Source organism: Paenibacillus antibioticophila (assembly GCF_000455265.1).
GTDB lineage: Bacteria > Bacillota > Bacilli > Paenibacillales > Paenibacillaceae > Fontibacillus > Fontibacillus antibioticophila.
The window spans coordinates 1,926,340-1,940,079 of sequence record NZ_HG005139.1 but is presented as its reverse complement, the minus strand read 5'-3'; the positions used below and the strand labels follow the sequence as shown (position 1 = coordinate 1,940,079).

Below are 13,740 nucleotides of genomic sequence, written 5' to 3'. Positions count from 1 at the left end.
GCTATTCCTCCTTAAAAAGTAACTCAACCAGCTGCGTGATCCGTGTATCCGATACATGGTACAACACCTCTAGTCCGTTGCGCTCCGTTTCCACAATGCCCAGGCTGCGCAGCTTCTGCAAATGCTGGGATACCGTCGATTGCGGCAGGCCAAGGCATTCCTGCATATAGGACACATTGCACTCCTTTTTCTCCAGAAGGCCCTTCACGATACATAGCCGTACCGGATGCGCGAGCGCCTTGAGTAACTCGGAAGCTTCTTCATAACGCTTGATGTTATTGTCCATTCGGTTGTCCTCCGACTTATATTTATATATCGTAATATTACGATATAGTGATATTGATGTCAATTCTAAGTCATGGATGAATGGTTTGATTACATAGGATAAAAGTAGGGAATTGTCCAGTTAGTTGATTTTGAGCAAGCGATGCTGTTAAAGTAATGAGGTATGTTTATTTCGCACTCTATGGATAAGAGTTGGTCAAAGGAGAGTTAGACACTATGGAAGATATCTTTACAATATTAAAATCGATTATTCTGGGAATTGTCGAAGGGATTACGGAATTCCTGCCCGTGTCTTCAACAGGACATCTGGTCATCTTCACCAATTTGCTGAGCTTCAGCGGAACGACGCCATCTTATGTTGAAATGTATACTTATGTCATTCAATTAGGGGCCATACTGGCCGTGATTGTACTCTATTGGAAAAAAATCAAAGATACGCTAGTAAATTTCTTCCCTCAAAAGGTAGGTTTCCAGCGTTCAGGCTTTCGGTTTTGGCTGATGCTGGCGATTGCCTGCATTCCGGGCGGCGTATTCGGCGTTCTGCTGAATGACTGGTCTGACAAGCATCTTTTCACCCCGGTTGTTGTGGCATTTTCACTCTTCTTCGGCGGTTTGTGGATGTTGTATGCGGAGAACAAATTCCGCAACAATAAGCCCGGCGGCGGCGGAGACGAGCTCAATGTGACCGTGAAGCAGGCTCTGATCATCGGCGCTTTTCAATGCCTGGCCATTATTCCGGGAATGTCCCGCTCGGCTTCCACAATCATCGGCGGTTGGGTTGCCGGATTAACGACCGTAGCAGCAGCTGAATTTTCCTTCTTCCTTGCGATTCCGGTCATGGTCGGGATGAGTGCGCTTAAGATCATCAAAATCGGCGGGTTTGGCAGCATGACTTCCATGGAGCTTGTCTCGCTTGGCGTTGGTTTTCTGGTATCGTTTATCGTCGCATTGGCTGTTATCAACAAATTTATTTCCTATCTCCAGAAGAAACCAATGAAGGTGTTTGTATATTACCGTATGATTTTTGCGATTATTGTGCTGTTAGCGGGTATTATCGGAGTATTCGGATAATTTCAAGCGCGTGTCAGAGGCCGGTCATCCGATAATGGGTGGCCGACTTTTTTTGCATATGAGCGGTTTGGTCGGAAGCAAGCCGACACGTAAAGGAGGTCAGCGATATGAATCGGATTGATATTGTCTATGCGCTCTTGCCAAGCGAGGATGGAAGCCGGATTCTGATGGTGCACAACACAGGCAGCCGGAATACATGGACACTTCCCGGCGGAACGGTGGAGCAGGGGGAGACGCTGCAGGAGGCCTTAATCCGCGAAGTGAAGGAGGAGGCGGGTGTTGAGATCGAGGTGCTGGATGTTGCGGCTATTAATGAGCTCCGGGCACCTGAGAGCAGCAAGCACTATCTGCTTATCACATTTTACGCTAAAATCATCAGCGGGCAGCTCGGGACGAACGTACCCGAGGAAGTAGCCGAGGTGGAATGGATCGAGCTTCCAAGGGCTGATTTGCTGATGCCTTATTATCAGAAGGGGATAAGCCATCTTGTTCAGCAGCAGAAAGGCGTTCCTTATTTCGATGAGGGCGTTCAGTTTGGGGAGAAAGAATAAGAGAAGCGAAAATAGATTGATTAGCTCTCTATTTCCGAACATAATAAAGATAACTATAAGTTGACTTTTTGAACTCGCACTAAAATGATACGGAGGCATATGATATGAGAAGTTATTTGGACTTGCTGCAGGATGTATTGGATCACGGAACACCGAAGGAAGACCGGACCGGCACCGGAACGATCTCTGTATTCGGACGGCAGCTTCGTTTTGATCTGTCTCAGGGGTTTCCGTTGATGACCACCAAACGGATTCATTTGAAATCGGTCATTCACGAGCTGCTGTGGTTCCTGAGCGGAGAGACCAATATTACTTATTTGAAAGAAAATGGCGTAAGAATATGGGATGAATGGGCGGATGAGAACGGAGATTTGGGACCTGTCTACGGCTCCCAGTGGCGTTCGTGGGAGACACCTGACGGCCGGACGATTGACCAGATTACGAATTTAATCGAGGGGATCAAGAAGAATCCCGACTCGCGCCGGCATTTGGTCAGTGCCTGGAACGTGGCCGAGGTGGACAAGATGAAGCTGCCTCCTTGCCACTTCGTCTTTCAATTTTATGTAGCGAACGGCAAGCTGTCCTGTATGCTGACGATGAGATCGGTCGACACCTTCCTGGGCCTTCCGTTCAATATTGCAAGCTATGCGCTGCTGACGCATATGGTGGCCCAACAATGTGATCTGGAGGTTGGGGACTTTATCTGGTCCGGCGGAGATGTGCATATCTACAACAACCATCTGGAGCAGGTCAAGACACAATTGGCACGTGAACCGTATCCTTTGCCGCAGTTAATTATCAAGCGGAAACCGGCGTCCATTTTTGACTATGTATATGAAGACTTTGAATTCAGCGGTTATCAGTATCATCCGACGATCAAGGCTGCAGTTTCCGTATAGGAATCTGTTCAGTGAACTGTTGTATGAAGGGAGAGATAAGCTTGTCAATCACATTGATTTGGGCCATGTCGCGAAATAGAGTGATCGGCCGTAATAACGAGCTGCCATGGCGGCTTCCGGCAGACTTGAAGTATTTTAAAGCGCAGACGACAGGCAAAACGATTCTGATGGGAAGAAGCACCTGGGAATCGATTGGCAGCAAGTCGCTGCCTGGCCGCAGAAATATCATTCTGACACATAACCGCGAATATACGGTAACGGGGGCGGAAGTGGTGCATTCTTTGAATGAAGCCCTTGAGCTGGCCCGGCACGAAGAGCTGTGGGTGATCGGGGGAGCTGCGGTGTATCGCCAATTTCTGGAGCATGCGGACCGCCTGCTGGTCACTCTGATAGATGAGGATGTAGAAGGTGATACTTACTTCCCGGATTTTAGATGGGATGACTATGTGCTCAGCGGGGAAGAAGTGGGAATTCGTGATGAGAAGAACCCTTATGATTACCGCTTTTTGACTTATGTACGCCCGGGTTCGAGTGCTGAATAGTACAAAATATCGTATCAATAATCCATTAATAACAACTCCTCCGAATGCTAACATCAAGATACATTGAAATGTGAGAGTTTCCAAGATCGTTTGGGGACTTTTGCATAGACGGATGGGGGATTAATGGATGTCTACACCAACTGGATTTATGGAATACAACAGACAGCTTCCCGGCGACCGAAGCCCGTCCGAACGGGTTCAGGATTGGCAGGAGTTTCACAAACATATGTCTGAAGAAGAGCTGAAGACGCAAGGCTCGCGCTGCATGGATTGCGGCACTCCTTATTGCCACACAGGCATTGATATGCTGGGCGGAACATCTGGCTGTCCGGTGCACAACCTCATTCCGGAGTGGAATAACCTTGTGTATAGAGGATTGTGGAAGGATGCGCTGGAGCGTCTGCATAAGACGAATAATTTTCCCGAATTTACCGGGCGGGTATGTCCTGCACCCTGCGAAGGCTCTTGTACGGTAGGACTGATTGGACAGCCTGTGACGATCAAAAATATTGAGCAGGCGATTGTTGACCGTGGATTTGAAGAAGGCTGGATTGTACCGGAGCCGCCAAAGCAGCGGACCGGGCGCAGGGTGGCTGTCGTAGGCTCAGGGCCTGCTGGCCTTGCCTGTGCGGCGCAGCTGAATAAAGCCGGTCACGAGGTCACCGTATATGAGCGGGCTGACCGAATTGGCGGACTGCTGATGTACGGCATTCCAACCATGAAGCTGGATAAGCAGGTTGTTCAACGCAGAGTGGATCTGCTTGCAGCAGAGGGGATTCATTTTGTCACAAACACGGAAATCGGAAAAGATATCCCTGCCCAGCAGCTTGTCGAAGATTATGATGCAGTTGTCTTATGCGGAGGAGCTACCAAGCCTCGGGAGTTCAACATCGAGGGCAGTGACTTGAACGGGGTTCAATATGCGATGCCGTTTCTGAACGCAACGATCAAGAGCTATCTGGATTCCGGACTGGAGGATGGCCAATATCTGTCTGCCGAGGACAAGGATGTGATCGTCATTGGCGGCGGGGATACCGGATCGGACTGCGTAGCAACCTCGCTTCGTCATGGCTGCCGGAGCATCACCCAATTTGGCACCCATGCCATGGCGCCTCTGGAGCGCGATCAGGTCAATAATCCATGGCCGCAGTTTCCGAATGTCTACACACTGGATTATGCCCAAGAGGAAGCCAAGGCTTTATTCGGCAGCGATCCCAGAGAATTCTCGATCATGACAACGCGTTTCGTTGGCGATGAGGAGGGCAATTTGAAGGAGCTGCATACGATTCAGATTCAGCGGATTGTCGATGAGACCGGACGGAAGATTTATCAGCCTGTTCCGGGTACAGAGCGGGTATTCCCGGCTCAGCTGGCACTGATCGCAATTGGATTCGACGGACCGGAGCAGACCTTGCCCGAGCAGTTGGGGCTTGCAACCGATCGACGGAGCAATGTGAAGGCGCGTTACGGCAAATATAACACCAACGTGGACAAAGTGTTTGCCGCTGGCGATATGAGACGCGGGCAGAGCCTCGTCGTCTGGGCCATTCACGAAGGCCGCGAAGCAGCCAGGGAGGTCGACAAGTATCTGATGGGTGCAACTTTGCTAGCTTAACTACTTTAAGGTTAGTTGAACTAATGGTTGTTCATTTGGAGGCAACGTATGAGGTGTTCTTACGATCGCTGTTGTTCGCAGATTTCTTTGATTGAACTTAAACCATCTAGAGGTAGAAATCTACTCACAAAGGCGAACGCTCCGCTTCTTCAGAACACCTCACACTTATGCCTGGCACACTAACTTTATTGTTCAACAAATGGTAGTTAATAAATGCATATTGTATAGAAAGTGGATATCTCTTACTCACTCACAAAATTCGACTAAGACGCGACACGGGTTATGAAGATATCTTGAAGGCTCGTATCGGTTTGCACAATTTAGGGCTGTGCCGTAAGGGTGCAGCGGGTAAAAGAAAACTCATAAGGTGATTTATTTAACCTTATGAGTTTTGATATAGCTTCGTATCAATTCTTGGGGCATGAAACAAAGAGAGAGGTATGCAGGGTTACTCGTGAAAGCAACTACACAAGGTATTGCCTGATGTTCATTTTTAGTTGACAGAAGTGTCCTTCTGAACGAAAGGCGTAACATATGGTATCCAATCCATTTATAACGTGTGCTAGCCATAGATTCACATTTTGTTCCCGTGCCCGAAGGATTAATACAAATTTATTCAAAAAGAAGATAAAAAAGGATGATAATGAAAATATTTATACTAAACCCTTATTTTGTTAAATTTTTACGAACAATATTTTTCGACACATTTTACATATATAAGGGTATATACTAAAGTCATTGCTGGCCAGCATACACTATTTTTGGAAAAAGGAGTAAGATATGATCAGAAAAATAACAATTTCTCTAATGTCTCTCATTTTAATCTTTCCAATGTTAGTCGTTAGCGCAAGTGCAAATGATTTTGATGAAATAGAGCCAGGAGTTTTTATTAATAAATTATCTGAAGAACAGATCTCTGAGGTTAATGGTTTAAATACTCTTCAACGTACAGATAAAATAAATACGGAATACTTAGGAAGAATTGTTGAGGAATTAACACTTTATAAGACCGAAGAAGAGATGCAAGCAGACGGAACTATTAATAAGTATGAGTATTACCATGTAAAATATAAAGATTCGAAAGAAGCCAGTTTAGTACAAGAACAAATCTCAAGCAATAAAGCAATTAATAGTAATATCTCTCCAATGGGATTCAATAATGAAGAGGGAGACTTCAGACTTGTAACTACTTTTGAACCTTTGGTTGAACAAACAAAATTCGACTCAGTTAGCAAGAATCTATATTCGAACTTAGCGGCAAAAACTTATGAGAAGTACTTTTCTCTTTTGTCAGGCAAGTTCATATCAAATTATATCATTGGATACTTCAGTAGCGAGATGGTTAGCGATTTAATTGGAGGCTTGGAAGGTAGAGGTGATGCGACTGCATACTTTAGACTTGCTAAAAAGACTGGACAGATTTATCATAATGGTAGCTTTAAAAGCTACTTTGTAGCATATCAACAAGAATTTTACTGGAAACATGAGACTATTACTTATAATAAAGATGGAAGCGTAAAACGTGCTTCAACTATGTACTATATACCTCAAACCAGTGGAGTTAGCTACAAACCAATTCACTGGATATACTCACATTATTTTAATGACAATACAAAAATTGCAGAAGTAACCCAGTATCAATATGGAGTTGAGCCAAACCGTTCAGTTCCTATCAATGATTACTTAGCATATGAAGGATACCGGAACGACTGGAGTACTATTGGAACAATGTCATATTAAAAATTATAGTGGCACGAATACAAAATGTATTCGTGCCACTATAATTAAGAAAGGATTGAAGTACCGCTTATGAAGAGACTAAGGTTTATAATATTGATACTGATTGTTTTTTTGTTTATTTTTGTTGGTATATCTTTATATAACCTTCCTTATAAAAGTGTCAACAACTATATTAATATTTATACAAAAAATGAATTTTTCTATTCTGAGAGTATTAGTCACTTTTTATCCTATAATGAAGAAAATAATTTACCAGAGCCAACCGTCACACTGAAAACTATCCGCCGTACTATAAATGAAGCAGACATTTTAGCAACCTTTGAAATTTCCAATTATAATGATAATTACACCCTTACCAATGTATATTCAGGGAGCCTTTTATTCTCCCTTGTTTATAGTAAGTGGAATTGGAAAATTGATTCAATTACTGTCATTAGCGATATGTCAAAAAACTAAATGAGACTGCGGAGAGAGGCATAAGTGTGAAGTGTGCTGAAGAAGCGGAGCGTTCGCCTTTGTGAGCGGATTTCTCCCTTGCCTGAACTTATTCCAATCAGAGAAATCCGCGAACAACAGCGATCGTAAGCACACTTCACACGTTGCCCCCAGAGTAGAATCATTAGTCCAACTATTACCGTCTGATTCCAAAATATGATATAATAGATTCAGCTACAGGGCTGCGCCAGAGGCGTGGCCCTTTTCTTGACCGTACAAGGATTTGAATGCAAGAAAGAGGGGCCTTGAGATCATGAAGACACTGGTTATTGCCGAAAAGCCGGATATGGGAAGGACGATTGCGGCGGTCATTGAGCCGAAGGCGAAAAATAATCGATCCTATCTGGAGGGCGAGCGGTACATTATAACTTGGGCCATCGGACATCTGCTCGGCCTGGCTGAGCCTGACGCATATGACGATAAGTACAAACGATGGAACTTTGGAGATTTGCCGATCCTTCCTGAGCAATTCAAAATTGTTCCGAACCCGCGCACCAAGGATCAGCTCAAGATAATCGGCGAGCTGGCCAAACGATGCTCAGCGCTCGTGAATGCCTGTGACGCAGGGAGAGAAGGTCAGTACATATTCGCATTGATTCAGCAGCAGCTGAAGCTGACACAGCCAGTCAAACGTCTGTGGATCTCGGACCTGACGGCAGAGAGTATTGCCAAGGGCTTCGCCGAGCTGCGTGAAGGCAGGGAGTTCGAAAATTTAACCCTTGCAGCCAGTGCCCGCAGTGAAGCCGATTGGCTTGTCGGCATGAATGCATCGCGCGCATTTACGACCAAGCACCGGACGCTTTTATCGGTGGGACGCGTGCAGACGCCTGTGTTAGCCTTAATCTATGATCGGCAGCGGGAGATTGAGAGCTTTGACTCGCTGACTTACTACGAGATCAAAGCAGAGTTCAAGCAGGATAACCGCGAGTATTCAGGAGCCTGGCAAGGCGAACGTCTAACCGATGCGGAGAAGGCGGCGGGAATCGCTGAGAAGGTCCGCGGCAAACCGGGGAAAATCACGGATTATGAGGTTAAGGATACGAGAGAGTATCCCTATAAGCTATATGATTTGACCCTGCTGCAGCGGGATGCAAATGCGAAGTTTGGGTACTCCGCCAAGAAAACGCTGGATTTGGCTCAAGCGCTTTACGAGAAGCATAAGGTCATTACTTATCCGCGTACCAGCTCGAACTATGTAAATGAGCAAAATATTGAAGGCATGCATAAGGCGCTCCAAATGCTGAAATCAACAGCCTACAGGGAGCTCGCCGAGCAAGGAAAGCCTGCTCTTGTGCATGCGGGTAACAAATCCGTCTGCAACCCGTCCAAGGTGGAGGATCACCACGCAATTCTGCCGACACTTCGCCGTGCCGGGGCATTGGGTAAGGAGGAGCAGCAAATCTATGATCTGATCGTGCGCCGCTTTTTATCCCACTTCTACCCGCCGGCCGAGTACAAGCAGCACACGGTATGGACCGAGGTAGAATCGGAAATGTTCAAGACCAATGTGAAGGAACTGCTCTCTCTTGGCTGGAAGGTGTGCATGCCGAATGATGACAGCGGTGCGAAATCCTCCGGACGCGGAAAGAAGCAGGAGGATGAGGAGGAAGCGGAGGAGCTGGTCAGCGAGCCATTTGCGGTTGATCCCTCAGCTTCGGTAATCTGTACCGCTGCTGAAGCAAAGGAGAAGGCGACTCAGCCTCCTAAGGCTTACACCGAAGGGACGTTGCTGAAGGCCATGGAGAGCGCAGGCAAGCAACTGGAAAATGAGGAGCTGCGCGAGGTCATGAAGGAAGCAGGACTGGGCACGCCTGCCACTCGGGCTGCAACGATCGAGCGTCTCAAGAAGGTCGGCTACATCACGATGCAGGGCAAGCGGATCACCGTCACGCAAAAGGGGCGGACAGCGATCGAATTGATCCGGCATGCAGGCGTCGAGCTGCTGACCTCTCCGGAAATGACCGGCCAGTGGGAGCGCAGGCTGCACCAAATCTCCAAGGGGGAGGCGGCCCGTGAGAAGTTCATGGATAATGTGAAGCGCTTTACGATCTCCATCATTGAGAAGGTTAGAACTCAGCCGAAAGCGGAGGCCTCCCGGTTCGAGCCGGGGGAAGAGAAGGGTGCCGGACGCTCAAGGGGGAAAGCGGCAGGAAGCGGAGGCCGCAGAACATCAGCGGAAAAGAAAAGCGAAGCGAAAGCAGCGACGGGTTCTTCTTCAGGCTCCGGCAGTATGCAGCCGCTCGCGGACTGCCCGCGGCAGGGCTGCGGCGGGCAGCTGATCGAGGGCAAGAAGGGCTACGGCTGTACTCATTATAAGCAGGGCTGCGGATTCGTTATCTGGAAGGATTTTTCCGGCAAAAAAATCTCCCATGCGATGCTGAAGACATTGCTGGAGAAGGGGCAGACGCAGCTGTTGGCCTTTAAGGACGGGGACCGGTCGTACAAAGCAAGAATTGTCCTGAACGATCCGAACACCGGCAGATTGGAACTGCAGAATACGGATTCCTAAGTGAGTGAAAATAAGAGACCTCCTTGACCCTTCATGAAGAGTCAGGAGGTCTAAAATTTTGTATTAATTGCTGAAGGCGGCGGAGTGCTTTACTCCAGAATAGGAAGACAACGACAATTTGTTGGCAATGACCGATGGAATCTCTTCCAGCGCGGAAATGGTGTACATTTCGGACTTGGTGTCATGCTTCAGTTCGACCAGGTTAAAGGACCATTCATTCGGGCGTTTGATATAAATCGAATGAATCCCAGCCGACAGGGCAGGCATAATATCTGTCCGCAGACTGTTGCCGATCATCCAGGTGCGGCTCCGGTCGAAGGGACCCGAAGTGAGAATTTCTTCGAGGGCATCCTCGTTCTTATGCCGACGGATATAGATGCGTTCCTCGAAATAGTCTGTCAGCCGCATTTGATCGATTTTGCGCTGCTGAATAACACTCTCTCCGCCCGTGTAAAGATGGAGCTGATGACCTTGACTGCGCAGCAGGTTTAGCGTCTGCGTCATTCCCGGATAAGCCTCGATCTCCCGGTCGTATACACTCATTCCGAGCTTCATCAACTGTTCTTCCTGAGCGACCCCGGCTTCAAGACCCAGGAGCTGGGAGAAATAGCGGTATGTCTCGATCAGAGACTGAGGAAAATGGGTACTGATAAACCCGATTTGTTCAACGCCGGCAATATCGATCTCGATTTGCTTGGCACGAATCTCTTCAGCGGTAATTCCGGTGTTGGCGAACCAACCGGACAGCAGCTCCGTGAATTCATCCAGGATTTGATCGAAATATATATTGCAATGCACGAGCGTATCGTCGAGATCGAATATAATCTGTTGTGTCAGTGTCTTGCTCATTATAATGTCACTCCTTCGGGTTAAGACAGGTTGTCTTGTTCCATGCATCAATCCGTATGTGGATATTATAATCGAATATAGGACTCCAGGAAAATTTGCAGCTCAGAAGCACCATCCGGACGGATCGTGAACTTCTCTGTATCCCGCTCAACCAAATGAATCCGCAGCAGCCCCGCAACACGGAGCAGCATCAGATGATGCATAAGATATTCCTTGGATTGGGACAGGCTCTGGGCCAGTTCAAAAATGGATTTGGGCTCATCCGCTATGTATCTGAGCAGGCGAAGCCGTTCCGGGCTCGCGAGCGCTCTTGTTAACCGAAGCAGGCAGATCGGCGGCTCTTCTTCATCAAGTTCGGGAAGATCCAGCGGATATTGGATAACCAGTGTGCTTTCATAGAAACAATAAGTATTAATCGGCCGAAAATGAATGGAAGGTAAAAGCACAACCTTGTTCACAGGCAAGCCAGGCTCCAATACAAGACCTGCCGATGCATATTCAACCAGAGCACCCGGGTCCATTTTGTGAAATAACGCGCGCTTCTCTTCGGCATCCTCGAACAGCAAGGCTTCATACTGCTGTTCAATCTCACGGAAATAGCGGTCATACCAAATGCGAAGCAGGGGAACATACCCTTTAAGCCGCAAAATATCCTTACTATTCACAGTGAGAACATAGGAATTCAGTTTAAAAAGAAGGGCTTCCTCTGTGGACTCAGCCAAGTCATCAAGGAATTGCACCGCATTAGCTTCCGGCTGTCGTTCCAGAATAAGAGCATACAACAGGTCGTAGTCGCTGAACGGAAGCTCGGAAGCCTCAGCAAAGGCGGTGCGCTCTTCCTTGCTGAGCCGGGATTCAATCTCATCAATCCACTCCTGGCCTACATCCAGGTTGTTTACCCATTTTCGCGTCGTGTATATGATAAAGCTGCTCAAAAGTTCATACACCGATGAAACGTCAATTTTCACGTCATAGTACATGACTTAACCTCCCACAGGACAAGCATTCATATTCATTATCACCCTTTGATGGAGAGCTTGTCTACTCTTATGTCAGGTCTTTTTTAATCAAAGCATAAAAATGAATAGGCTGTAATGGATTTTCACGGCTATTTCCAATAAACTATAAGGTAGAGCTTGTACAGACCAAAGGAGAATCGGACTTATGATGAAGGTCGAGCGTTTGACATTAAGTGTGGAAGGCAACACAAAGGAAGTATTGCACGGAATCACCACCCAGTTTAAGCAGGGAGAAATGATCGGGCTTGTCGGACCAAGCGGCGGAGGCAAGAGCACGCTGCTGAGATGCCTGGCTTTGCGCGATCCATGGACCGGGGGAGACTATAGCTGGGATGGTAAAAAAATAATTTCCGGCGGGGGCAAGGGTTCGCAGAAATACCGTTCCAAATGTGCTTATCTGGAGCAAAATCCATCTTTAAACCCTGAAAAATCTGCGCTGAAAAACGTATTGATCGGACAGGTGGGGCAGACCTCATGGATTCGCCGCATGACCGGAATGGTCAGATCGGACGACTACATGGGTGCTATGGATGAGCTGGAAAAATTCGGTTTGCTGGACAAGGCTCATGTGAAGGCTGGCAAGCTGAGCGGCGGTGAAAGACAGCGTGTCGCGATTTGCCGGGCTTTGGTGCATGGCGCCGACTTTATCGCAGCAGATGAACCGGTGATCGGGTTGGACCCGAAATCGGCGGAGAATGTGCTGGGGACGCTGCAGGAATTGTGCAAGAATAAAGGGAAAACCGTGATCGCCGCGCTCCCTATCGAGCTCGCCGAGCGCTACTGCACTCGTATCTGGGGGCTGGTGGACGGAAAAATCGAGCTGGATGTAACCGGCCGGAGGTTAACGGAAAGTGAAAAGAGATCGATTGATCTGATATGAGAAATGTGGTGAAGCGGTTGTTCAAAGGCTGGCTGACGATACTGGCCGGAAGTATGTTGCTTATTGTGCTGAGTGGCTGCAATATTATCAAGGATCCCAAATCACTGATGGAGACCCCGCAGCTGACCTCGGACAAGGAATCCCTGATCAGTGTAATCAATGCGGAGATCAAGGGCGCTCAGAAAATTCGTCCCCGAGATGTGAATGATATCAGCTCCATTCGCACGATTGACCTCAATAACGATGGAATCATGGAAGCGATCGTGTTCTATGAAACACCGGATGAGGCTGTCCGCATTCATGGGCTGATTCTGGAATATGTCAACGGAACCTGGTCGGCGAAGACAACCTTCGACGGAGAGGGGCAGGTGCTCGAGACCTTTGCGCTCCGGGATATTACCGGGGACGGAAGACCCAATATCATCGCGGGCTTCTCCAGTGGAGAAGAGGACGCGCAGAAGGGACTCATCGTATATACGTATGACGGAGAAGAGATTAACAAGCTGTTATCCCTGCCTTATTATGATTTCCTGCTTGACGATCTGAATCAGGATGACAAGCTGGATCTGACCGTTATTACACTCAAGCGGGATCAAAACGCGGTGGTGACGACATATCAATACGATGAAACCTTCAAAGAGCTGGATCACATTGAGCTGGATGACCCGATCAAGGAATACTATAACGCCGTTAGCGGCAATATTACCCCTGATTTGAAAGGGATTGTACTGGATGCATCGTTTGGCTCGCACTATGCCTATTCGCATATGCTTGTGATGCAGGAGGGCAAGTGGGTAAATCTGCTGCCTTCGCAGGATTCGACCTTCAAAAATTACCCGGTTTTCAGTGGCGACGTTAACAATGACGGCATGCTGGAGGTGGGGAGATCAGAGAAGCCGAAGGGCTGGGAAGACAAGCCTTATGATGATCTGCCGTTATTCTCTTATTACCAGTGGGATGCGGACTCCGGGTTGAAGTTTGTCCTGCAGCAGTATATGGACCCTGAAGGAAGATTTTATTTCAGCCTTCCTGTCGAATGGCGCGATACCGTAACGATTGATCCGAAATCGGATGCGAACGAGCATCTGTGGTTTACAAGGCTGGATAACGGTGCGGTTGTGGCGGAAATCCGTTTCTTCTCCTTGTCAGAATGGGAGCGGAACAAAGAGGACTGGGAGCTGCTGTCCAGGGAGAATAATAGTGTGATCGGCTTCTTGAGCCATACGGACGTGAAGTTGAACAAGGGAGAAAAAGAAATTAAGCGGACAGGCTCAACGAACTAAGG

General features: G+C 47.7%; 13 protein-coding genes. 10 read left to right on the top strand and 3 right to left on the bottom strand.

Annotation, left to right across the window (positions count from 1 at the left end; all coding sequences use genetic code 11):
* Position 1 precedes the first annotated feature (1 nt).
* Complete coding sequence (locus TX85_RS08880) at positions 2-286, bottom strand: ArsR/SmtB family transcription factor (protein WP_044478743.1); 285 nt, start codon at positions 284-286, stop codon at positions 2-4.
* Between the two features lie 215 nt (positions 287-501).
* Between TX85_RS08880 and TX85_RS08875 the strand changes: the two genes are divergently transcribed.
* From TX85_RS08875 to TX85_RS08840, 8 genes are all read left to right on the top strand, one after another.
* Positions 502-1,356, top strand: coding sequence for an undecaprenyl-diphosphate phosphatase (locus tag TX85_RS08875; RefSeq protein ID WP_044478742.1), 855 nt, complete (start codon positions 502-504; stop codon positions 1,354-1,356).
* 107 nt (positions 1,357-1,463) lie between these two features.
* The gene (locus TX85_RS08870) at positions 1,464-1,907 is read left to right on the top strand and encodes an NUDIX hydrolase (protein WP_044478741.1); all 444 of its coding nucleotides are present in this window, start codon (positions 1,464-1,466) and stop codon (positions 1,905-1,907) included.
* Positions 1,908-2,011: 104 nt separating this feature from the next.
* Positions 2,012-2,806, top strand: a complete 795-nt coding sequence (thyA, locus tag TX85_RS08865; protein ID WP_044478740.1) for a thymidylate synthase — start codon at positions 2,012-2,014, stop codon at positions 2,804-2,806.
* A 41-nt stretch (positions 2,807-2,847) separates the two neighbouring features.
* Positions 2,848-3,348, top strand: coding sequence for a dihydrofolate reductase (locus TX85_RS08860; protein ID WP_044478739.1), 501 nt, complete (start codon positions 2,848-2,850; stop codon positions 3,346-3,348).
* Between the two features lie 127 nt (positions 3,349-3,475).
* Complete coding sequence (locus tag TX85_RS08855) at positions 3,476-4,963, top strand: glutamate synthase subunit beta (protein WP_044478738.1); 1,488 nt, start codon at positions 3,476-3,478, stop codon at positions 4,961-4,963.
* Positions 4,964-5,743: 780 nt separating this feature from the next.
* Positions 5,744-6,703: a hypothetical protein gene (locus TX85_RS08850; RefSeq protein ID WP_044478737.1), complete on the top strand. Its 960-nt coding sequence runs from the start codon at positions 5,744-5,746 to the stop codon at positions 6,701-6,703.
* A 93-nt stretch (positions 6,704-6,796) separates the two neighbouring features.
* Complete coding sequence (locus TX85_RS08845; RefSeq protein ID WP_148444353.1) at positions 6,797-7,159, top strand: hypothetical protein; 363 nt, start codon at positions 6,797-6,799, stop codon at positions 7,157-7,159.
* A gap of 292 nt (positions 7,160-7,451) precedes the next feature.
* Positions 7,452-9,707: a type IA DNA topoisomerase gene (locus tag TX85_RS08840; RefSeq protein ID WP_044478733.1), complete on the top strand. Its 2,256-nt coding sequence runs from the start codon at positions 7,452-7,454 to the stop codon at positions 9,705-9,707.
* Between the two features lie 63 nt (positions 9,708-9,770).
* On the opposite strand, the gene TX85_RS08835 is transcribed toward TX85_RS08840, so the two are convergent.
* Together TX85_RS08835 and TX85_RS08830 are read right to left on the bottom strand one after the other, a co-directional pair.
* Positions 9,771-10,556 carry an HAD family hydrolase gene (locus tag TX85_RS08835; RefSeq protein WP_044478732.1) on the bottom strand — a complete coding sequence of 262 codons (786 nt, stop codon included), beginning with the start codon at positions 10,554-10,556 and terminating at the stop codon, positions 9,771-9,773.
* Positions 10,557-10,621: 65 nt separating this feature from the next.
* The gene (locus tag TX85_RS08830) at positions 10,622-11,536 is read right to left on the bottom strand and encodes an ArsR family transcriptional regulator (protein ID WP_044478730.1); all 915 of its coding nucleotides are present in this window, start codon (positions 11,534-11,536) and stop codon (positions 10,622-10,624) included.
* Positions 11,537-11,720: 184 nt separating this feature from the next.
* Here TX85_RS08830 and TX85_RS08825 point away from each other — a divergent pair, with 184 nt between their 5' ends.
* Positions 11,721-12,455, top strand: coding sequence for a phosphonate ABC transporter ATP-binding protein (locus tag TX85_RS08825; RefSeq protein WP_044478729.1), 735 nt, complete (start codon positions 11,721-11,723; stop codon positions 12,453-12,455).
* Complete coding sequence (locus TX85_RS08820; RefSeq protein ID WP_044478727.1) at positions 12,452-13,738, top strand: hypothetical protein; 1,287 nt, start codon at positions 12,452-12,454, stop codon at positions 13,736-13,738. The genes TX85_RS08825 and TX85_RS08820 overlap by 4 nt, the downstream gene beginning before the upstream one ends.
* Positions 13,739-13,740 lie beyond the last annotated feature (2 nt).